Annotated in this window: 18 protein-coding genes; 11 read left to right on the top strand and 7 right to left on the bottom strand. The window is 61.1% G+C overall.

What is annotated here, in order from left to right; genetic code table 11:
* The first annotated feature begins 8 nt into the window (after positions 1–8).
* From kdpB to AC3IUF_RS21195, 4 genes are all read left to right on the top strand, one after another.
* Positions 9–2,066, top strand: a complete 2,058-nt coding sequence (gene kdpB, locus AC3IUF_RS21210) for a potassium-transporting ATPase subunit KdpB (protein WP_489279231.1) — start codon at positions 9–11, stop codon at positions 2,064–2,066.
* 232 nt (positions 2,067–2,298) lie between these two features.
* A complete protein-coding gene (gene kdpC / locus AC3IUF_RS21205) occupies positions 2,299–2,844 on the top strand; it encodes a potassium-transporting ATPase subunit KdpC (RefSeq protein WP_007908524.1) in 546 nt (181 codons plus the stop codon).
* Between the two features lie 139 nt (positions 2,845–2,983).
* A complete protein-coding gene (locus tag AC3IUF_RS21200) occupies positions 2,984–5,635 on the top strand; it encodes a sensor histidine kinase (protein WP_007908532.1) in 2,652 nt (883 codons plus the stop codon).
* A 48-nt stretch (positions 5,636–5,683) separates the two neighbouring features.
* Positions 5,684–6,382: a response regulator gene (locus AC3IUF_RS21195; RefSeq protein ID WP_102899954.1), complete on the top strand. Its 699-nt coding sequence runs from the start codon at positions 5,684–5,686 to the stop codon at positions 6,380–6,382.
* A 141-nt stretch (positions 6,383–6,523) separates the two neighbouring features.
* On the opposite strand, the gene AC3IUF_RS21190 is transcribed toward AC3IUF_RS21195, so the two are convergent.
* Positions 6,524–7,573: a patatin-like phospholipase family protein gene (locus AC3IUF_RS21190; protein WP_007908542.1), complete on the bottom strand. Its 1,050-nt coding sequence runs from the start codon at positions 7,571–7,573 to the stop codon at positions 6,524–6,526.
* 215 nt (positions 7,574–7,788) lie between these two features.
* On the opposite strand from AC3IUF_RS21190, the gene AC3IUF_RS21185 reads away from it, so the two are divergent.
* The 3 genes from AC3IUF_RS21185 to AC3IUF_RS21175 all read left to right on the top strand — a co-directional run bounded on the left by AC3IUF_RS21185 (position 7,789) and on the right by AC3IUF_RS21175 (position 9,945).
* Entirely contained in the window at positions 7,789–8,067 is a 279-nt protein-coding gene (locus tag AC3IUF_RS21185) for a hypothetical protein (protein WP_007908543.1), read from the top strand.
* 78 nt (positions 8,068–8,145) lie between these two features.
* Entirely contained in the window at positions 8,146–8,910 is a 765-nt protein-coding gene (locus AC3IUF_RS21180; RefSeq protein ID WP_489279229.1) for a CHAD domain-containing protein, read from the top strand.
* A gap of 240 nt (positions 8,911–9,150) precedes the next feature.
* Positions 9,151–9,945, top strand: coding sequence for an acyl-CoA thioesterase (locus AC3IUF_RS21175; RefSeq protein WP_007908545.1), 795 nt, complete (start codon positions 9,151–9,153; stop codon positions 9,943–9,945).
* Position 9,946: 1 nt separating this feature from the next.
* On the opposite strand, the gene AC3IUF_RS21170 is transcribed toward AC3IUF_RS21175, so the two are convergent.
* From AC3IUF_RS21170 to AC3IUF_RS21160, 3 genes are all read right to left on the bottom strand, one after another.
* On the bottom strand, positions 9,947–10,312 hold the full coding sequence (locus AC3IUF_RS21170) for a DUF962 domain-containing protein (RefSeq protein ID WP_007908547.1): 366 nt from the start codon (positions 10,310–10,312) through the stop codon (positions 9,947–9,949).
* Positions 10,313–10,499: 187 nt separating this feature from the next.
* On the bottom strand, positions 10,500–11,981 hold the full coding sequence (locus AC3IUF_RS21165; protein WP_463543485.1) for a methyl-accepting chemotaxis protein: 1,482 nt from the start codon (positions 11,979–11,981) through the stop codon (positions 10,500–10,502).
* Positions 11,982–12,071: 90 nt separating this feature from the next.
* Entirely contained in the window at positions 12,072–12,884 is an 813-nt protein-coding gene (locus tag AC3IUF_RS21160) for a TatD family hydrolase (RefSeq protein ID WP_447786587.1), read from the bottom strand.
* 236 nt (positions 12,885–13,120) lie between these two features.
* Between AC3IUF_RS21160 and AC3IUF_RS21155 the strand changes: the two genes are divergently transcribed.
* The 3 genes from AC3IUF_RS21155 (at position 13,121) to AC3IUF_RS21145 (ending at position 15,647) form a co-directional block, all read left to right on the top strand.
* Positions 13,121–14,542, top strand: coding sequence for an MltF family protein (locus AC3IUF_RS21155; RefSeq protein WP_007950156.1), 1,422 nt, complete (start codon positions 13,121–13,123; stop codon positions 14,540–14,542).
* Between the two features lie 112 nt (positions 14,543–14,654).
* Positions 14,655–15,089, top strand: a complete 435-nt coding sequence (locus AC3IUF_RS21150; RefSeq protein WP_007908568.1) for a DoxX family protein — start codon at positions 14,655–14,657, stop codon at positions 15,087–15,089.
* Between the two features lie 249 nt (positions 15,090–15,338).
* Entirely contained in the window at positions 15,339–15,647 is a 309-nt protein-coding gene (locus AC3IUF_RS21145) for a hypothetical protein (RefSeq protein WP_007908569.1), read from the top strand.
* A 6-nt stretch (positions 15,648–15,653) separates the two neighbouring features.
* Here AC3IUF_RS21145 and greB read toward each other — a convergent pair whose 3' ends face one another.
* The 3 genes from greB to AC3IUF_RS21130 are packed head-to-tail and all read right to left on the bottom strand — an operon-like array spanning position 15,654 to position 19,373.
* Positions 15,654–16,151 carry a transcription elongation factor GreB gene (gene greB / locus AC3IUF_RS21140; protein WP_447786582.1) on the bottom strand — a complete coding sequence of 166 codons (498 nt, stop codon included), beginning with the start codon at positions 16,149–16,151 and terminating at the stop codon, positions 15,654–15,656.
* Positions 16,152–16,185: 34 nt separating this feature from the next.
* Complete coding sequence (locus tag AC3IUF_RS21135) at positions 16,186–18,690, bottom strand: ABC transporter permease (RefSeq protein ID WP_489279226.1); 2,505 nt, start codon at positions 18,688–18,690, stop codon at positions 16,186–16,188.
* Positions 18,690–19,373, bottom strand: coding sequence for an ABC transporter ATP-binding protein (locus AC3IUF_RS21130; RefSeq protein WP_007908572.1), 684 nt, complete (start codon positions 19,371–19,373; stop codon positions 18,690–18,692). Before AC3IUF_RS21130 ends, AC3IUF_RS21135 begins: the two co-directional genes overlap by 1 nt.
* A gap of 10 nt (positions 19,374–19,383) precedes the next feature.
* Here AC3IUF_RS21130 and AC3IUF_RS21125 point away from each other — a divergent pair, with 10 nt between their 5' ends.
* Positions 19,384–19,989, top strand: a complete 606-nt coding sequence (locus tag AC3IUF_RS21125; RefSeq protein ID WP_007908573.1) for an arylesterase — start codon at positions 19,384–19,386, stop codon at positions 19,987–19,989.
* Positions 19,990–20,031: the final 42 nt, after the last annotated feature.

Here is a 20,031-nt window from a genome sequence, read left to right as displayed (position 1 = left end):
GCTGGATGATGAATATGCCCGCAATCAAACCCGCCGTCGTCAAGGCGCCGGAACAAGCGAAAACCGCGATCTCGGCCCTGTGGCGGCCGGCGCTGGTGCAAGCCTTCGTCAAGCTCGACCCTCGGCAACTGAAACGTTCGCCGGTGATGCTGGTGGTCGAACTGACCGCAATTTTCACCACGGTGCTGTGCTTTATTCCCGACGCCGACGTGCCGACCTTCGTCGCTGCGCAAATCGCCCTGTGGCTGTGGTTCACCGTGCTGTTTGCCAACTTCGCCGAAGCCTTGGCCGAAGGTCGCGGCAAGGCCCGCGCCGACAGCCTCAAGGCTGGCAGCGAGGGCCTCAGCGCGCGGCGCAAACTGGCCAATGGCAGCTTTCAAGTGGTGCCTGCCGCGAGTCTGCGCAAAGGCGATGTGGTGCGTGTCGAAGCCGGGGAAATGATCCCCGGTGACGGCGAAGTCATCGAAGGCATCGCCGCGGTCAACGAAGCGGCGATCACCGGTGAATCGGCGCCGGTGATTCGTGAATCCGGTGGCGATCGTTCGGCCGTCACTGGCAACACGCGACTGGTGTCTGACTGGTTGCTGGTGAAGATCACCGTCAACCCCGGTGAGTCGACTCTGGACCGCATGATCGCACTGGTTGAAGGCGCCAAGCGTCAGAAGACGCCCAACGAAGTGGCGCTGGACATCCTGCTGATTGGCCTGACCCTGATCTTCCTGTTGGTAGTCGTGACCCTGCAACCGTTCGCCCATTTCGCCAACGGCAGCCTGCCGCTGGTATTCCTTGTGGCGCTGCTGGTCACGCTGATCCCGACCACCATTGGCGGTTTGCTCTCGGCGATTGGTATCGCCGGGATGGATCGTCTGGTGCGCCTCAATGTGATCGCCAAGTCCGGTCGTGCGGTGGAAGCGGCGGGGGACGTGCATGTGCTGCTGCTCGACAAGACCGGCACCATCACCTTCGGTAACCGTCGTTGCAGCGCGGTGTATGCCGCGCCGGGTGTGAGTGGTCGCGAACTGGCTGAAGGTGCGTTGTTCGCATCCTTGGCCGACGAAACCGCTGAAGGTAAATCCATCGTCGAGTACCTGCGCGGTCTGCATCCACAGCCTGAGCCGGCGCTGGAAACCCTGACTGCCGTGCCGTTCAGCGCTGAAACCCGTTTGTCCGGCGTCGACTATCAGGGCCGTGTCTACCGCAAAGGTGCAGTGGATTCGCTGCTGAGTTTCCTCGGCCAGAAGCGCTCGGATCTGGCTCCGGCACTGTCGCGGGAAATCGACAAGATCGCGCAGAGCGGTGGCACGCCATTGCTGGTGTGTGCCGACGGCAAATTGCTGGGCGCGATCCACCTCAAGGACGTGGTCAAACCGGGGATCCGCGAACGTTTCGCAGAACTGCGCAAACTGGGCATTCGCACGGTGATGGTCACCGGTGATAACCCGCTGACTGCCGCCGCCATCGCCGCTGAGGCGGGTGTCGATGACGTTCTCGCCGAGGCCACCCCGGAGAAAAAACTCGCGCGCATTCGTCATGAGCAAAACGACGGTCGCCTGGTCGCGATGTGCGGCGACGGCGCCAACGATGCCCCGGCGCTGGCTCAGGCTGACGTCGGCATGGCGATGAACGATGGCACCCAGGCTGCCCGCGAAGCGGCGAACATGGTCGACCTCGACAGCGATCCGACCAAGCTGCTCGACGTGGTGCAGATCGGTAAGGAATTGCTGGTGACCCGTGGCGCGCTGACGACGTTTTCCATCGCCAACGACGTGGCCAAATACTTCGCGATCCTGCCGGCGCTGTTTGCCTCGATTTATCCGCAACTGGGCGTGCTCAACATCATGCAGTTGACCAGTCCGCAGAGCGCGATCCTCTCGGCCATCGTCTTCAACGCCTTGATCATCGTCGTGCTGATTCCACTGGCGCTGCGTGGTGTGCGCGTGCAGGCGGCGAGTGCGGCAGCGTTGCTGCGGCGCAATCTGCTGATCTACGGATTGGGCGGGATTCTGGTGCCGTTTGTGGGGATCAAGGCGATCGACATGTTGCTCACGGCGCTGCATTTGGTGTGAGGCTGATATCGCAGCCCCTCACCCTAACCCTCTCCCGGTGGGAGAGGGGACTGATCGAGGTGTTTGCGGGAGTTTCACCGACTTGAGATACCGAGCCGAACTCAGGTTTTGAACTGCACAAAGATCGGCTCCCTTTCCCCCTCGCCCCCTTGGGGGAGAGGGCTGGGGTGAGGGGGAAAAGATCTCCCTGACACCTCACCAAAGTTTGCCCAACGAATTCGAGGATTTTGAAATGTCCACAATGATACGTCCGGCCCTGAGCCTGCTGGTGCTGATGACCCTGGTCACCGGCGTCGCCTATCCCCTGGTGGTGACCGGCGTCGCGCAAGTCGCATTCCCCGCTCAAGCCAACGGCAGCCTGGTGCACGACGCCGACGGTAAAGTCCGTGGCTCGTCACTGATTGCCCAGGATTTTGTCGGCGATGCGTGGTTCCATCCACGTCCCTCCGCCGGTGCGTTTGCCACCGTTTCCAGCAGCGCGAGCAACCTGGCGCCGAGCAATCCGGCACTCGCCACGCGGGTGATCGACGATGCCAACAAATTGCAGGTTCCTGGTCAGGGCCCGGTGCCATTGGCCTTGCTGACCACCTCCGGCAGCGGCCTTGATCCACACTTGCCACCGGCAGCGATTGCCTATCAACTGGCGCGTGTCGCAGCAGCGCGAAATGTGCCGGTATCGACTCTTCAGCAACTGCTCGATGCGCATATCGAACAGCCGCTGGTGGGGCCGCCGGTGGTCAATGTGCTGGAGCTGAACATGGCACTGGAAAAACTGTAGAAGATGATCGTTCCCACGCTCTGCGTGGGAATGCATCAATGGACGCTCCGCGTCCGCTTTGGTGGGGCGCAGAGCGTCCCGGGCTGCATTCCCACGCAGAGCGTGGGAACGAGATCATCAGGAAGAGAGAACATCAAGCATGAGCGACTCCGGCCGCGCCGACGCGCTGTTAGCAGACCTGCCCCGTGACGGCCGTGGCCGGCTCAAGGTTTTCCTCGGCGCCGCCCCCGGTGTCGGCAAGACTTACGCCATGCTTCAGGCTGCCCACACGCAATTGCGCCAAGGCGTGAAAGTCCTCGCTGGGGTCGTTGAAACCCACGGCCGCGCCGAAACCGAAGCGTTGCTTGGCGGCCTGCCGCAGCAACCGCTGGTGCGCTCGGAATACCGTGGCGTGATGCTCGAAGAAATGGACCTCGACGGCATTCTCGCGGCCAGGCCGAAGTTGGTGCTGGTCGATGAACTGGCCCACAGCAACGCCCCCGGCAGCCGCCACGCGAAACGCTGGCAAGACATTCAGGAACTGCTCGCCGCCGGTATCGACGTATTCACCACGGTCAACGTCCAGCACCTGGAAAGCCTCAACGATCAGGTGCGCGGCATCACCGGTGTGCAAGTGCGCGAAACCTTGCCGGACTGGGTGCTGCAAGAAGCCTACGAACTGCTGTTGATCGACCTGCCGCCGCGTGAACTGCTCGAGCGTCTGCGTGAAGGCAAGGTCTACGTGCCGGAACAGGCCCGCGCAGCGATCGATGCGTTTTTCACCCAGACCAACCTCACCGCGTTGCGCGAACTGGCGATGCAAACCGCCGCTGCGCAGGTCGATAACGATCTCGCTCAAGGCTATCGCCAGCTCGGTCAGGCCGCCCCGGCAGTGCGCGGGCGATTGCTGGTCGGCGTCGATGGTGATGCGCAAGCCGAACGCCTGGTACGGCATGCCAGTCGTGTCGCCCAGCGCCGGCATTTACCGTGGAGTCTGGTGCATGTCGATAACGGCAGCGTACGCGACGAGCAATCGCGCCTGCGCCTGCAAAGCGCTCAGCAACTGGCCGAACGCCTCGGTGGTGAAGTGGTGTTGCTGCGCGCCGGTGAAGTGGCGAAAACCTTGGTCCAGCATGCTGCCGAGCGCCGTGCGAGTCTGGTGTTGGTCGGCCAGTCTCGGCCCAGTTGGCGTCGTCGACTGTTCGGCGGTGGCTTGGCGGCGCGTCTGTTGCGTCAGGCCCATGGGCTGGAAATCAACGTCCTCGACAACGATCATGAACACCCGCAGTCGCGCCCGCGAAACCCGCTGACACTGGTGTGGTTCGACTATGCGCTGGCGCTGGTTGCCACGGTGTTGGCCAGTGCGCTGGCGTGGGCGGTGTCGAGTGTGTTGCCGCTGCCGAATATCTCGCTGGTGTTCCTCGCGGCAGTGTTGCTGGTGGCGGTGCGCAGCAGTCTCGGTCCGGCGCTGGCCTGTGCGGCGTTGTCGTTTCTGACCTATGACTTTCTGTTCATCCCGCCGAATTTTTCCTTCGCCATCCAGCGCGAAGAAGACGTCCTGACTTTATTGTTTTTCCTGTTGATGGCGGCGCTCACCGGTAATCTTGCGGCGCGTCAGCGTCGGCAATTGCAAGCCTTGCGTGACACCCAGGAAGAAACCACCGAACTGCTTGACCTGTCGCGCAAACTCACCGCCGCCACCGATCGCCAGGCTGTGGTCAGCGCTGCCGCGCAACACCTCAATGGCTGGAGCGATCTGCAGTTGTGCCTGCTTAATCGCGACGGCCAGGGCGGCTGGAAAATCGAGACCGGCGGGCCGCTGGAATTTACCGAGTCCGAACGCGCCGCCGCCGATTGGGCCTGGCAGCACGATCAACCGGCGGGCATGGGCACCGGCACGTTGCCGTTCGGACGCTGGTGGTGGTGGCCGCTGTCGGTCGAGGATGGGCCGCTGGCGTTGCTTGGCGTGTGTGCCAAGGAAGGCCAGACCTTGAGTGGCCAGCGTCGCCGCTTGCTCACCGCGTTGAGTCAGCCGCTCGCCCAAGCGCTGGCGCGCGCGCAGTTGGCCGATGACCTGGAAGCCGCGCGCCTGCACGGCGAGACCGAACAATTGCGCAGTGCGCTATTGGCGTCGGTGTCTCACGACTTGCGCACGCCGCTGACCGCCATGCGCGGCAGCATCGACAGCCTGTTGGCCCTCGGCGAAGCGATCCCGCTGGAGGATCGTCGTGAACTGCTTGAGGGCACCCGTGATGAAGCCGAACGCCTCGACCGCTACATCCAGAATCTGCTCGACATGACGCGCCTAGGCCACGGTGCGCTGAAACTGGCGCGGGACTGGGTGTCGCCCGCCGATATCGTCGGCAGCTCACTCAATCGCCTGCGCGCGGTATTGGCGCCGCTCCAGGTCAGTACCGATGTGCCGAGTGAGTTGCCGCTATTGTTCGTCCATGCCGCGTTGATTGAACAGGCATTGGTCAATGTGATGGAAAACGCAGCGCGTTTCTCACCTGTTCACGGTCGTTTACAACTCAGCGCGGGAGCGAATGACGAGGAGATTTTCTTCTCGGTCAGCGACGAGGGGCCGGGGATTCCCGAGGATGAGCGGGCGAAGATTTTCGACATGTTCTACACCGCAGCCCGTGGTGATCGCGGGGGGCAGGGCACTGGCCTCGGCCTGGCAATCTGTCAGGGCATGGTCGGCGCGCACGGCGGTCGCATCAGTGTCGCCGACGGCATCGACGGACGCGGCACCTGCATCACCTTGCACTTGCCGTTGCAAGCGCAACCGGGGATGGACAATGAAGCCTGATGCGGACTGCGCTACTCTCTTGCCACTCTTTTGTGTTGATGTGAATTCATGAGCCAGACCGCGACCATTTTGGTCATCGACGACGAACCGCAGATCCGCAAGTTCCTGCGCATCAGCCTCGCTTCCCAAGGCTACAAAGTGCTTGAGGCCGGCACCGGTGCCGAAGGCCTGGCGCAGGCGGCGCTGAACAAACCGGATTTGCTGGTGCTCGACCTCGGTCTGCCGGACATGGACGGCCAGCAAGTGCTGCGCGAATTTCGCGAGTGGGCCACGGCGCCGGTGTTGGTGTTGTCGGTGCGCGCCAGCGAAGGGCAGAAAGTCCAGGCACTGGATGGCGGCGCCAATGACTACGTGACCAAGCCGTTCGGCATCCAGGAGTTTCTCGCCCGGGTCCGCGCCTTGTTGCGTCAGGCGCCGGCGGGGGAGGCGCAGCAGGCTGCGTTGAGCTTCGGCCCGCTGACCGTGGATCTGGCCTATCGGCGGGTGTTGCTCGACGGTGTCGAAGTGGCGCTGACTCGTAAGGAGTACGCAGTGCTGGCGCAACTGGCGCGGCATCCGGGGCGAGTGATTACCCAGCAGCAATTGCTCAAGGATATCTGGGGGCCGACCCACACCGAGGACAGCCATTATCTGCGGATTGTGGTGGGGCATTTGCGCCAGAAACTCGCGGATGATCCGACGCGGCCGCGGTTTATCGTGACTGAGGCGGGGGTTGGCTATCGGCTGTTGAGTGACAACACTCTTTAGCCATTTGTTGTCCCGGCAGACGCCATCGCTGGCAAGCCAGCTCCCACAGGTTTTTCAGCTGTGATTGAAATCTGTGTATCACCTCGATCACTGTGGGAGCTGGCTTGCCAGCGATGAGGCCCTTAAAGACTGCGGAAAACTTCAGGGCTCTCTGCTCTGCTCACTGTCATACCGATCCAGCGTATCCCGCGCAATCTCGCGCCCCAACGCGATCAGCTCCGGCGCCTTGTAAAACTCGAAAAACCGGCACACCCGCTTCGGCACGTTGATCAGGATGTCCGGCGGATACCCGGCGATCTTGTACTGCGCCAACGAGGTCTGCATCACCTCGAAACTCTGGTTGATCAAATCCAGCAGCGATGCCGGCCCGACGTTATCGATGATGAATGAACCGGTCGCCGATTTCGGCGCGCCTTCACGCTCTGGCGCGGCGGCCGGTTGCTGGCTCTCCGGCTCGGCGCCGTCCAGCCAGGGGTTGATGTCTGCTGCTTCGGCACGCAACGCTTCCTGCTCGAGCCGCAACAGTTGCTCGGCCTGTGTACGGCGGAACGGCATCTTCGATCCCAGTGATCTGATCAGGTTGTCGAAGCGTGAGCGGAACGCGGCGGGGCGCTGGATCACCGGCAGTTTGTAGTGACGCTGGTTGGTCGAGTTGAGGTTGACCGCAATGATCAGATCACAGTGGCTCGACACCACCGGCACGATCGGCAACGGGTTGAGAATGCCGCCGTCGACCAGCATGCGATTGCCTTGCATCACTGGCGTGAACAGACTCGGAATCGCCGCCGAGGCGCGCATCGCCTGATGCAGGCAGCCTTCCTGAAACCAGATCTCCTGTTGGTTGGTGAGGTCGGCAGCGACCGCGGTGTAGGGGATGCGCAAGTCTTCGATGTTGATTTCGCCGACGATCTTGCGGATCTGGCCGAAGACCTTTTCGCCGCGAATCGCGCCGAGGCGGAAACTCACGTCGACCAGGCGCAGTACGTCCAGATAGTCGAGACTTTCGATCCAGTTGCGGTATTCATCGAGCTTGCCGGCGGCGTAGATCCCGCCGACCACGGCGCCCATCGAACAGCCGGCAATGCAGGCGATTTCGTACCCGCGTTTCTCGATCTCTTCAATGACCCCTATATGGGCATAGCCCCGGGCGCCACCGGAGCCCAGTACCAGCGCGACACGTTTTTTTTTCATCCAGCGTCCTCCCGACAAGGTTCCACAATGCACCCATCGCCGGACCGGCTCAATCGCCGAAGTCGTTCAGTGCGCCAGTGACGTCGTTTTTTCGCTCCTGCATGACCCTTCAGCGCTATCCTTCTCAGTTGCGCGGTTTCACCCGCCGGCAAGGCACTTTTTCGCAGCCAGGCCGTCTTACCTGCACGATTGTTGACCTATTTGAGGTGTGAGTGATGAAAGCCTGGATCTGTGTGCCGTTGATGGCTCTGGCATTGGCCGGTTGCGCCGGTAAAACCGCTTACCGCGACAGCTGCGGCAGCCAGCTCGACGCGGCCTGGCATGAGCTGGATCTGGCCAAGGCCGAAGGCTTTGCCGGCACCGTCAGCTACTCCAAAGCGTTGTCGCTGCTGACCGCCGCCAAGACCCAGCAACAATTCGAGGGTTTCGAAGGCTGCAGCAAGAAAGCCGAGAAAGCGCGTTTCTACATTCGCGAATCCCGCGCCGGCCGCTAAGCTGCTGACGTGAAGCAAGGAGGCTGCGGTCACTGGGCGGCAGTATGATTTTCAATCCATTGGAATCAGGAGCAAGTGATGTCTGCGTTGGTTGACCGGTTGGTGGCTCATGTCCTGAGCCTGGAGGTACGGCTGCTGGCCTGTCAGGCGCGATTGACGGCACGTACCGACCCCGAGGCGCTGCACGATCTGCGCACTACGGTGCGGCGCTTGCGCAGCCTGTTGCGGCCATTGCGCGGCTTGCCCGGTGTCGAGCAACTGGAAGATGCCGCCTCGGCGGTCGGCCAATTGACCACCCCGTGGCGTGATCGCGAGGTGTTGGCGGCGTACCTGCTCGCGCATGATCAGCCCGAAGCCGCGCAACGCCGCATGGCGCAGATGGCCGAGGCTTATCCGGCGCTGGCGGCGAGTGGCGAAGTGGCCTCGCTGCTGATGATTCTCGACGCGTTCCCGCGATTCCTGCGCGCCTCACAGCGTCAGGGCTTGCTCAAGGGGTTGGACAAGCGCATCGAAAAACGCCTCGGCAAGCAATGGCAGAAACTCGACGAGGCGCTGCACGATCCCGCTCACGACCGTCACCGCTTGCGTTTGCTGATCAAGCGCGTGCGCTACGGCATCGAAGCCTATCCCGAACTGGACCGCTTGCCCGAGGCGGCGCTGGCGCGATTGAAGTCGGCCCAAGGCGCGTTGGGTGACTGGCACGATTGCTGGCAGTGGCTGGCGAAAGCCGAACTGGAGGCGGATCTTCAGCCCTGTGTCGTCACTTGGCAGGCGACCATGATCAAAGCCGAAAGCAAAGCTGATCGTGTGCTGGAAAAACTCAGTTCAGCCTGTTTCAAATAACCTGAGCCCCGCGATATCCCCTGCAGGAGCTGCCGAAGGCTGCGATCTTTTGATCTTGTTGTTAAAAATCAAAATCAAAATCAAAAGATCGCAGCCTTCGGCAGCTCCTACAGGGTTTTGTGTCTGTATTTGAAATACGCTAAGGCCTTTCTGTCAGCCCATTTGACCGGAATAGACGCTGCGGCGCTATGCAGGTCTGGTTAAGATCCCTGCATTCCTTTTTCGTTTTTTGAGGTTGCCATGCGCTTTAGCGATCTGCTCGAGGCGGTCCGCCGCCAACCAGAATTGACCATTCCTGCCGAATGGGGCCAGGGGCGTGCGAGCTTCGGTGGTCTGGTGGCTGCGCTGCAATACGAAGCCATACGCGCGAAGGTCCCGGCGGATCGCCCGGTACGTTCGCTGGCGATCACCTTTGTCGGCCCGGTCGAGCCTGAAGTCCCGGTGAGTTTCGAAGTGGATGTACTGCGCGAAGGCAAGGCCGTCAGCCAGGTCATGGGCCGGGCGATCCAGAATGGTCAGGTGGTGACCATCGTTCAGGGTAGTTTCGGTGCCTCTCGGCCGTCGGAGGTGGCAGTCGAAGCGTATCCGGCGCCGTCAATGAAACACTGGGATGAATGCCAGGAATTACCCTATATCAAAGGCGTGACCCCGGAGTTCATGCGTCATCTGGCAATGCGCTGGAGCGTCGGCGGCATGCCGTTCACCGGCACTCAATCGCGGCTGATGGGCGGCTGGGTGCGCTTGCGTGGAGATGTCAAAGAAGAACCGGTCAACGAGGCGCATCTGCTGGCCTTGGTCGATGCGTGGCCGCCCGCGCTGTTGCCGTATCTGAAGAAGCCTGCACCGGGCAGTACGCTGACCTGGACCATCGAATTTGTGCAGCCGCTACACGATTTGAGCACGCTGGACTGGTGCCAATACCTGGCCGACATCGAGTACGCCGCCGATGGCTACGGCCATGTCGCCGCCAAGCTGTGGAGCGCAGAAGGTGAACTGATTGCGATGAGTCGCCAGACCGTCACGATCTTCGCCTGAGTCAGTGCCGACGGTGGCGTTCACGCCAAGCGCGCCACCAGCCGCCGCTGAGAAAGAAGCGCGGAAAGGTCAGAAACTGCTCGACCAATAAGCGCGACACGGCATCTTTACGATCACTGAACGGCTCGGAGGCTTGCGCCTCCAGGCTGTGGCCGTGGCGCTGCAAACCCAGCGCCGCAACGATACCGATCACGCCGATGGCGACGCTGGCCAGACTCAGGCTGAACACCCCGGACACGATCAGCAGAAACGCGACGATAAACAACGGCACGGCAATCAGGTGCAGCACCAGATTGGTCGGGTGCTGGTGATTACCCGGGTACGCGCGCCATTGCCACGCGGGAAGATTGGGGTGACGTTTGCCCATGTTTTCTACTCCTCGATCCATGTTGAACACATGCTTGAAGAATAGGCCCGGGCGGCGAGGGCGGCGAATCAAGGTTGGCTATTGGCATCATAGTCATGATGGACAAAAAAGATCGCAGCCTTCGGCAGCTCCGGCATTTAAATGCGTACACCTGTAGGAGCTGCCGAAGGCTGCGATCTTTTGATCTTCAGAGCTTCAACTGACCTATTGCTTTGCTCAACTCCCCGGCCAACGTCGCCAGCTCATTACTGGTCGTCGCCGAATCCACTGTTTGTTGCACGGTGTTTTCGGTCACATCACGAATACTCACCACCGCCCGGTTCATCTCCTCGGCAACCTGGCTTTGCTGCTCCGCCGCCACGGCAATCTGCGTGTTGCTTTCACGCATCTGCGCCACCGCCCCGGTGATTTCCGCCAGTGCTTCGCCGGCCTCCTGCGCCTGCTGCACGCAATCGTCGGCCTTGTACGAACTCTCCTGCATGAAATCCACCGCATCGCGGGTGCCAGCCTGCAAGGCCGAGACCATCGTGGTGATCTCATCGGTCGAGGTCTGCACCCGTTTCGCCAGATTGCGCACCTCATCGGCGACCACGGCAAACCCCCGGCCCATTTCACCGGCGCGGGCGGCCTCGATGGCAGCGTTCAGGGCGAGCAAGTTGGTCTGCTCGGCAATGCTGTGAATCACGCTGACCACGCCGTTGATCTTCTGACTGTCCTCGGCCAGCCGTTGAATCATCTCGGCCGTCTGCTGCACACCGCTGGACAGCCCGGCAATCGAGTGCTGCACCCGGGCGACCACTTGCTGACCGCTGCCAGCGAGGCCATCGGCAGTCTGCGACAAGTCGCGGGTGGCGCCGGCGTGTTGGGCGATGTGATAAACCGTGGCAGTCATTTCGTTGATCGCGGTAGCGGCCTGATCGGTTTCGCTCTGTTGACCAAGCATGCCGTGGCGCACTTCGTTCATGCTCGATGCCAGTCGCGCCGCGCCGACATCCAGTTGCCGTGCGGTGTTGGCCACGGTGGTGACGACGCGCTGGTAACCGGCCTGCATCGCGTTGAACGCATTGGCCATCTGCCCGACTTCGTCTTTGCCTGCCAGTGGCACACGAGCCGAGAGATCGCCGCTTTTCTCAACGTGAAGCATGACGTCCTTCAAGGTGTTGAGCTGGCTGAGCAGAAAACGGATCAGCAGTTGCGAGGCACACAGCATGGCGAACATCAGGATGAACACCGCCACCGCATAGTTGGCGAAACGCTCGCTGAACACCTGACTCAGACTCGGGCCGTAGGCAATGACCGCAACTTGCTGGCCATCGGCGCGACTGAACACTTCGGCGCCCATCAGCGGGTTATCGCCGAACAGCGGCAGGTGATTGATCTCGTTCCAGCCGTTGCTTTCCGTGATTTCCAGCAAGGGCTGATCGTTCAGGCGCGGTGCTTCGCCGCGCTTGAAGGTCAGCACCTGATCGGCCTTGGGCAATGCCTGCCCGGCCGGCCAGGCCTTGAGCAATTGCGCCTGGGCTTGCGCCGAGGCCTGTGATGCGTGACTGCGCGCCTGTTGTTCGAGCTGCACGGCGTACAGCACCAGCAAAAGGGTGGTGACGAAGGCGACCGCATTGACCGCCCAGAATTTGTATTTCAGCGAGATATTGCTAAGCCAGGCACCCATGGAGGTCTTCTCTGATAGCGGAAACAGTTTTGGCAAGGTGCCATTATTGTGCCGCTATGCAGAGGACTCGATTTGATGTGAGTCAAGAGATCAAAAGATCGCCAATGCCGGGAGGTTGTAGAACGCGCGGGCACACGCCGTGGTGTGCGCCGCCAGATCTTCCTCGGTTTCGCCGCGGTGCAACGCCACTTCGCGCAGCACTTCAGTCAGATACGCCGGTTCATTGCGCCCATTCTTTGGTTTCGGTCGCAGGGTGCGCGGCAGCAGGTACGGCGCATCGCTTTCCAGCATCAGGCGCCCGCGTTTGATCTCTTTCACCAACGGATGCAAATGCGTGCCCCGACGCTCATCGCAGATCCAGCCAGTGATACCGATGTGCAGGTCCAGATCGAGGTAGCTGAACAGGGCTTTTTGCTCGCCGGTGAAGCAATGCACCACAGTGGCGGGCAGTTGATCGCGGAAGACTTTGAGGATTTCCAACAGGCGCTGGCTGGCATCACGCTCATGCAGAAACACCGGCAATTGCAGTTCAACGGCCAACGCCAAATGCTCTTCGAGGACTTTTTCCTGTTGTGGGCGCGGCGAGAAATCCCGGTTGAAATCCAGCCCGCATTCACCCACGGCGACGACGTTTTTTTCTTGCAACAGACTGCGCAAACGACGGGCGCTATCGGCGTTCCAGTCGCTGGCCGAATGCGGATGAATACCGGCGGTGGCGAACAACCGTTGACCGCTTTCATCCAGCTGTTGGCACAGCTCTAAAGCCTGTTCGCTACCCTCGACGCTGGTGCCGGTCAGCACCAGTTGGCAGACCCCGGCCGCATAGGCGCGATCAAGCACGGCCTGGTGTTTGTCGGCGAAACTGGGGTTGGTCAGGTTGACGCCGATATCGATGAGTTGCATGGTTGCTACCTCGGGCCGAAGGCCGGAAAGCATACCAGAGCTGTAGATTCATAAGAAAAGCCAAGAACTACAACGAGTTATAGCTGTCTTTTGATGCCGCGACGCAGCCCGGTTTGGCAGAAGTGCCATTACTGTGCCAGTATCTCGCACTTTGCCAGCGCTCCAAGCGCTCTGTTTTTGTCGGTGATTTCGATCTTTCAGAGATGAAATTGCCCCGTATTCTTTCCGGAGAGTGGATGGTTCGTCCCTCGGTTTTGCTCCTGTTGTGTGGATCGTTGCTACTGCCGATGACGGCGGTCGCGCGCCTGCCCGGGCCGTTGCAAGCCGTGCCGGCGGCCAAGGTGCGGGACTTGTCCGAGATTCGCAGCAGCCGCGTATTGCGCGTGCTGGTCAACCAGAGCCGCAACAGCTCCGGCGAAGTTCAGGGCCAGGCCATCGGCGTCGAATACCATCGCCTGCGTGCCTTCGAGCAATACCTCAATGGCCATGCTCGCGATGGCCAGGAAATCACCCTCAAGATCATTCCCAAAGCCAAGGACCAATTGCTCGGCGCCTTGCAGCGTGGCGAAGGTGATCTGGTCGCACCGGGTGAATTGCTCGATCTGCAATCTGGCTATGCCGTGGCCAGTAGCGAACCGGTCGCCAGCAACGTGCCGCTGGTGTTGGTCGGGATCAAGGGCGAGCGACGCTACACCAAGGTCGAGCAACTTTCCGGCAAAACCCTCGCGTTGCCCACCGGCAGTGCGGCGGGGGAAGCGGTCAGTCAGCTCAATCAGAAACTGGCGTTGCACAAACTGGCGCCAATCAAGATCGAATGGGTCGATCCGACCCTGGCGGTCGAAGATGTGCTGGAGATGGTTCAGGGCGGGATTTTTCACCTGACCATCGTCGAGCAACCTATCGCCGAGCGTTGGGGCAAGATCCTGCCGAAGCTGCGTTTTGACCGGCAACTGATCATCAGCGAGCCGGGCGAGGAGTACTGGTTCGTGCGCCGTGACGCCGCAATGTTGCGTGCAAGCATTGACCGCTTCCTCGGCGGTTACAAGAAACCCTCGAACGAAGATGCTGCGTTTTTGCGCATCTATCGACGCCTGTACCAAGTCCACAATCCGTTGGCTAAGGCCGATCGCCAGCGTCTCGAAAAACTGCGCCCGACTCTGCAAAAGCACGCCGCCGCGCAGAACATGGACTGGCTGAATCTGGCCGCACTGGCGTTCAAGGAATCACGCCTGCAACCCAACGCCCGTAGCGGCAGCGGCCCGACGGGGCTGATGCAGATCACGCCTTCCGCCGCTCAGCGAGTCGGCGTGAGCAATATTCAGAATCTCGATGCGAATGTGCAGGCCGGGGCCAAGTACCTGGCGATGATTCGCCGCAAGTTTTTCAACAGCCCCAAACTCAACGAGCGCGAGCGCATGGCCTTCACCCTCGCGGCCTACAACATTGGCCCCGAGCGCGTGCAGGGCATGCGCGCCGAAGCCCGGCGGCGCGGGCTGAATCCTAACCAGTGGTTCTTCCAGGTCGAGCGCATTGCCATGGAGCAGGTAGGAATGGGGCCGGTCAGCTATGTTAATAGCGTGAACAAGTATTACTTGGCGTTCGACCGGGAGCGGGAGTCGTTGGAGCCCGGGGCGCAAAAAGTCGTCTCACGGAAATGATCTAATAAACTGATTGTTATGGCGGAATATTTGCGCTTTTAACATGAGTTTTACTGATTAATATAGCGGCCAACCAACACACACAACTTCTCGCAAAAACAAGGAATGCCCCATGAGCTCTCTGATCAACAAAGTACTGTTCACCCGCGCCGGCTACGGTCTGACCATCCTGCGCATTGCGGTCGGCGTAATCTTCGCTGCGCACGGCTCGCAAAAACTCTTCGGTCTGTTCGGTGGGTATGGTCTGGCAGGCACCGCGCAGTACATGGACAGCATTGGCCTGCACCCGGGCTACCTGATGGCCACATTGGCGGGCGGTACTGAGTTCTTCGCCGGCCTGGCCTTGATCATCGGCCTGCTGGTGCGTCCGGCGGCGTTGGGCCTGACCTTCCTGTCGCTGGTGGCGATCTTCACCGTACACATCAGCAACGGTCTGTTTATGGCCAACAACGGTTACGAGTTCGCCCTGGCCCTGCTCGGTGGCAGCCTCGCCGTCCTGATCGAAGGCGCCGGCAAGCTCTCGGTGGACCGCGCCATCGCCGGCTAAGCGCTCTGGCTCAAGGAATAGGCCCGCATTGTGCGGGCCTTTTTTTGTTGCGGCTGATTCTTGACACTGATCGGTCACGTTCTCTAGGATGTTGCCCATGCGCCGATTTAAACAGCTACTTGCGGGGCGCCAGGTGACTTCAACAGTTGCCGTCAGAAGCCGGAACAGGGCTTCGAAATACCGCTAAAGCGCTGGTTCGGTGTTGCCTCTCACCTGCCATGCAGACTTTTGAGGCAGAGACACGACACGATGAATGCACTACGCCCTCCAGCACGTCCCGCGCCGATCACGGCACATATCACCCAGCGCAACCCGAAAATTCTCCTTGGCGGCAAACATCAGCCGACGCTGTTGCGTTATCTCGATGGCTGGCCACGTCGCAGCGGCGGTCCTGCCGCGTTCCTGATCCAGTTCGTTGAAGACGGCGAGTCGCTGGCGCGTTTTGCCAGTGACAGCTTTGATCTGGCGGTGATTCAAGCGCCGAGCGTTGAGGATGCGCCGGAGATGATCAAGCAACTGACCCGCGTTGCGCGGCAGGGCTTGATCACCCGACGCTGATACGCTTTACGGATAGTCGATAGCGACGATGTAAACGAACTGTTCACCCGTCGGCGTCTGCACCCGGACTTCTGCATCCAGCGCCTTGCCGATCAAGGCGCGGGCCAGTGGCGAGTCGATGCTGATCAGGCCCAGTTTCAGATCCAGTTCATCCGGGCCGACGATGCGGTAGCGCGATTGCTTGCCGTTTTCGTCTTCGATGGTTACCCAAGCGCCGAAGTAGACCTTGTTCGGATCGCTGGGTTTTTCGCTGACGACTTTCAATGCTTCCAGGCGTTTGGTGAGAAAGCGTACGCGACTGTCGATCTCGCGCAGCATCTTCTTGCCATAGGTGTACTCGGCGTTCTCCGAGCGATCGCCCTGAGCCGCCGCCTCGCTGACCGATTGCGTCACTTGCGGGCGGCGCACATGCCACAACTCATGGAATTCGGCGCGCATCCGCGCTTCACCTTCGGGGGTGATCAGCGCGGTGCCGGCGGTGCGGGGAGGGCGATAACGGCTCATGGCAACTTCTTGTGATTAAGACCGCTTGAGTCTATCAACCCTCACGCAACACTGTCAGTGGACTTGCATTGAGTGCCCGGCGCGTTCCGAATACGCCGGCGCCACCAATCAACGCCGCGCCAATCAACGGCAGCACCAGCAACCATGGATGCGGGTGCCACGGTAGATCGAACGCGTAGCGATACAAAACCAGACTCACCACTTCCGAACCGATCGCTGCGAGCAAACCGCTGACCGCACCGAGCAAACCGAACTCGATACGCCGCGCCTTGATCAGCAACTGCCGCTCCGCACCCAACGCACGCAACAGCGCACCTTGGCGAATGCGTTCATCGAGCGTCGCCTGCAAGCCGGAAAACAGCACGGCCATGCCCGCTGCCAAAACAAACAACAACACATATTCCACGGCCAGGGTGACTTGGGCGAGGATGCTGCGCAGCTGTTCGAGCAGCGCTTCGACCTGAAGAATGGTCACCGCCGGGAAGGTACGCGACAGTTCGACGATCTGCTGGTCATGGCCCGGCGCCAGATAGAAGCTGGTCAGGTAAGTCGCCGGCAGATCCTTCAATGTGCCGGGCTGGAAGATCATGAAGAAGTTCGGCTGGAAGTTGTCCCAGTTTATTTCGCGCAGGCTGGTGACCTTCGCCTCGCGATTGACCCCGCCGACACTGAACACCATGTGGTCGCCGAGTTTGAGCTGGAGGCTTTCGGCGACTTTGCCTTCTACCGATACCCCGGGAACATCGTCGGTCGGCTGATCTTTCCACCACTCACCGGCAGTGAGCTTGTTGCCCGCCGGTAAATCAGCGGCCCAGGTCAGACTCAAATCTCTTTGAACCGCGCGGTCGCCCGCCGAATCCTTGCTGACGATTTGCTGCACGGCTTCGCCGTTGATGCTGATCAATCGTCCCGGCACTACCGGATACAGTGGCGCGGCTTGCGCGGACACTTTGATCAGGTGATCGGTGAACGCCTGTTTGTCTGCTGGCAGGATGTTCAGAGCAAAATAGTTGGGAGCGTTTTTCGGAAGCTGGTTTTGCCAGGTGTCGAGCAGTTCGCCGCGCAGCAGGGCGATCAAGGCCATCGACAGCAGAATCAGACCGAATGCCAGCGATTGACCGGCCGCTGCCAAGGGATGGCGCAGCAACTGGCCCAGGCCCAGGCGCCATGGCAGCGAAGCACGGGCGAGCATCCGCCGCAGGCTTTGCAGCAACAACAGCAGCAAACCACCCAAGACCAACGCGGCGACCACGCCACCGCCGAGCAGGGCGAATGTCAGCAGCAGATCGAGGCTCAGGCGCCACATGATCAAACCGAGCGCACCCAACGCGGCGCCATAAACCATCCACGTGCTCGACGGGATCGGCAGCATGTCGCGGCGCAGCACCCGCAGCGGCGGCACGCGACCCAATGCGGCCAGCGGCGGCAAGGCGAAACCGGCCAACGCCACCAGCCCGGTGCCGATCCCGGCGATGGCTGGAAACAGCCCGCCCGGTGGCACGTCGCTTGGCAACAAATCATGCAGCAGCGCGAACAAACCCAGTTGCGCCAACCAGCCGAGCAATGCACCACTCAGTGCGGCGAGCAGCCCGAGCACGGTCAACTGCAAACTGAACAGCACCATGGTTTCCCGGCGCGAAAGACCAAGGCAACGCAACAACGCACTGGCATCGAAACGGCGACTGGCAAAACGGTTGGCCGATAACGCCACCGCGACACCGGCCAACAGCACGGCGACCAGACTGGCCATGTTCAGATAACGTTCGGCCTTGCCCAGTGCACCGCCAATCTGCCGGTTGCCATCGCGGGCATCCTGAATCCGCTGATTCGCAGCGAGCCCGGGTTTGATCAGTTGCCGATAGGTTTCCAGCGCCTGCGGTTCGCCGCGCCACAGTTCGCGGTAACTCACGCGGCTGCCGGGTTGCACGACACCGGTGGCGGCGAGGTCATCGAGGTTGATCATCACTCGCGGCGTGAGGCTGTAGAAGTTGCCGGCGCGATCCGGTTCGTAGGTCAGCACACGGGTCATTTTCAATGTCTTCATGCCGACATCGATGCTGTCGCCGATCTTCAGATCCAGTGCGGTCAGCAGGCGTACTTCGACCCAGGCTTCGCCGGGTTGCGGTTCACCGCCGGGTTCTTCGGTGGCGAAGGGCGCTGGCGCACTCTTCAGTTCGCCGCGCAACGGATAGGCGCGGTCGACGGCTTTGATGCTCGACAGCTGAATGCCGTTGTCGGTGGCGATGACGCTGGAGAATTCCACCACTTGCGCATGCTTCAGACGCAGCTCGGTGCCGCTTCTGATCTGTTCTTCGCGTGCTGGCGAACTTCCCTCAAGCACCAGGTCGGCGCCGAGGAACTCGGTCGCGCGCAGCATCATCGCGCCATTCAGTCGGGCACCGAAATAGCCGATGGCGGTACTCGCCGCTACTGCAACGACCAAGGCGAAGAACAACACGCGCAATTCGCCGGCGCGGGCATCGCGCAGGAGTTGGCGTATAGCGAGACTGAACAGACGCAACAGCGGCAAACGTGCCATCAAGGCTCCAGAGGGGCGACCAACAGCCCGGCTTCAAGACGGATCAGGCGCCGGCAGCGATGGGCCAGGCGTTCGTCGTGGGTCACCAGCACCAGGGTGGTGCCGCGTTCCTTGTTCAATTCGAAAAGCAGATCGCTGATGCGCTCACCGGTGTGGCTGTCGAGGTTGCCGGTCGGTTCGTCGGCAAATAGCACATCGGGCTCGGCGGCAAACGCACGGGCGATCGCAACACGTTGTTGCTCACCACCGGAGAGCTGGCGCGGCGAGTGCGTGAGGCGCTGGCCGAGTCCGACGCGCTGGAGCAATTCGGTCGCGCGTTCACGGGCGTCTTTGCGGCCATCGAGTTCCAGCGGCAGCATGACGTTTTCCAGTGCGTTGAGGCTGTCGAGCAGTTGAAACGATTGAAAGACGAAACCCACGTGCTCGGCACGAATGCGTGCGCGCTGGTCTTCATCGAGATTGCTCAGGCCCTGGCCGGCGAGAATGACTTCGCCACTGCTTGGCAGGTCGAGGCCGGCGAGCAGGCCGAGGAGGGTGGATTTGCCCGAACCGGATGCGCCGACGATGGCGAGGCTGTCGCCCTTGTTCAGTTCCAGGCTGAGTTCGTGCAGGATAGTCAGTTCACCTTCCGCGCTGGGAACCACTTTGCTGAGGTTCTTCGCGGTGAGAATGCTTGCGCCCATGGAGAATCCGATGCGTGTGTGGTTTTTGAGTGCTGGCCTGGCCTTGATGTGCATGGCCCAGAACGCAGCGGCGGGTACTGTCCTGATCGTTGGCGATAGTATCAGCGCCGGTTTCGGACTGGATACCCGCTTGGGGTGGGTGTCGTTGCTCGAACAACGGCTCAAACAGGAGGGTTTCGACGACAAAGTGGTCAATGCCTCGATCAGTGGCGACACCAGTGCCGGAGGCCAGGCACGGCTGCCGGCGCTGCTTGCAGAGCATAAGCCGGAACTGGTGATCCTCGAACTGGGTGGCAACGATGGCTTGCGCGGAATGCCGCCAAATCAATTGCAACAAAATCTTGCCTCGATGATCGACAGCTCGCGTCAGAGCGGGGCCAAGGTGCTGTTGCTCGGCATGCAACTGCCGCCCAATTACGGCAAGCGCTACACCGATGCTTTTGCCGAGGTCTACGGCAAACTCGCCGACGATAAAAAGATCCCTCTGGTGCCGTTTTTCCTCGACGGCGTGGGCGGTCATCCAGACCTGATGCAGGCCGATGGTCTGCACCCGGCGGCCGGGGCTCAGGGCAAGTTGCTGGAAAATGTCTGGCCGACGCTAAAACCGCTGTTATGAGGCTTTTCTAAGGGCAGGCTTTCGGCTAATGTGGCGCCCCCT

This window comes from Pseudomonas sp. KH_040, from assembly GCF_057839305.1.
The sequence above is the reverse complement of the archived record's forward strand: the minus strand, read 5'-3'. Positions and strand labels throughout refer to the sequence as shown.

Coding starts and splice junctions, on each gene's coding strand:
- kdpB (WP_489279231.1), top strand. CDS start 9: ATGAATATGCCCGCAATCAAACCCGCCGTCGTCAAGGCGCCGGAACAA.
- kdpC (WP_007908524.1), top strand. CDS start 2,299: ATGTCCACAATGATACGTCCGGCCCTGAGCCTGCTGGTGCTGATGACC.
- AC3IUF_RS21200 (WP_007908532.1), top strand. CDS start 2,984: ATGAGCGACTCCGGCCGCGCCGACGCGCTGTTAGCAGACCTGCCCCGT.
- AC3IUF_RS21195 (WP_102899954.1), top strand. CDS start 5,684: ATGAGCCAGACCGCGACCATTTTGGTCATCGACGACGAACCGCAGATC.
- AC3IUF_RS21190 (WP_007908542.1), bottom strand. CDS start 7,573: ATGAAAAAAAAACGTGTCGCGCTGGTACTGGGCTCCGGTGGCGCCCGG.
- AC3IUF_RS21185 (WP_007908543.1), top strand. CDS start 7,789: ATGAAAGCCTGGATCTGTGTGCCGTTGATGGCTCTGGCATTGGCCGGT.
- AC3IUF_RS21180 (WP_489279229.1), top strand. CDS start 8,146: ATGTCTGCGTTGGTTGACCGGTTGGTGGCTCATGTCCTGAGCCTGGAG.
- AC3IUF_RS21175 (WP_007908545.1), top strand. CDS start 9,151: ATGCGCTTTAGCGATCTGCTCGAGGCGGTCCGCCGCCAACCAGAATTG.
- AC3IUF_RS21170 (WP_007908547.1), bottom strand. CDS start 10,312: ATGGGCAAACGTCACCCCAATCTTCCCGCGTGGCAATGGCGCGCGTAC.
- AC3IUF_RS21165 (WP_463543485.1), bottom strand. CDS start 11,981: ATGGGTGCCTGGCTTAGCAATATCTCGCTGAAATACAAATTCTGGGCG.
- AC3IUF_RS21160 (WP_447786587.1), bottom strand. CDS start 12,884: ATGCAACTCATCGATATCGGCGTCAACCTGACCAACCCCAGTTTCGCC.
- AC3IUF_RS21155 (WP_007950156.1), top strand. CDS start 13,121: ATGGTTCGTCCCTCGGTTTTGCTCCTGTTGTGTGGATCGTTGCTACTG.
- AC3IUF_RS21150 (WP_007908568.1), top strand. CDS start 14,655: ATGAGCTCTCTGATCAACAAAGTACTGTTCACCCGCGCCGGCTACGGT.
- AC3IUF_RS21145 (WP_007908569.1), top strand. CDS start 15,339: ATGAATGCACTACGCCCTCCAGCACGTCCCGCGCCGATCACGGCACAT.
- greB (WP_447786582.1), bottom strand. CDS start 16,151: ATGAGCCGTTATCGCCCTCCCCGCACCGCCGGCACCGCGCTGATCACC.
- AC3IUF_RS21135 (WP_489279226.1), bottom strand. CDS start 18,690: ATGGCACGTTTGCCGCTGTTGCGTCTGTTCAGTCTCGCTATACGCCAA.
- AC3IUF_RS21130 (WP_007908572.1), bottom strand. CDS start 19,373: ATGGGCGCAAGCATTCTCACCGCGAAGAACCTCAGCAAAGTGGTTCCC.
- AC3IUF_RS21125 (WP_007908573.1), top strand. CDS start 19,384: ATGCGTGTGTGGTTTTTGAGTGCTGGCCTGGCCTTGATGTGCATGGCC.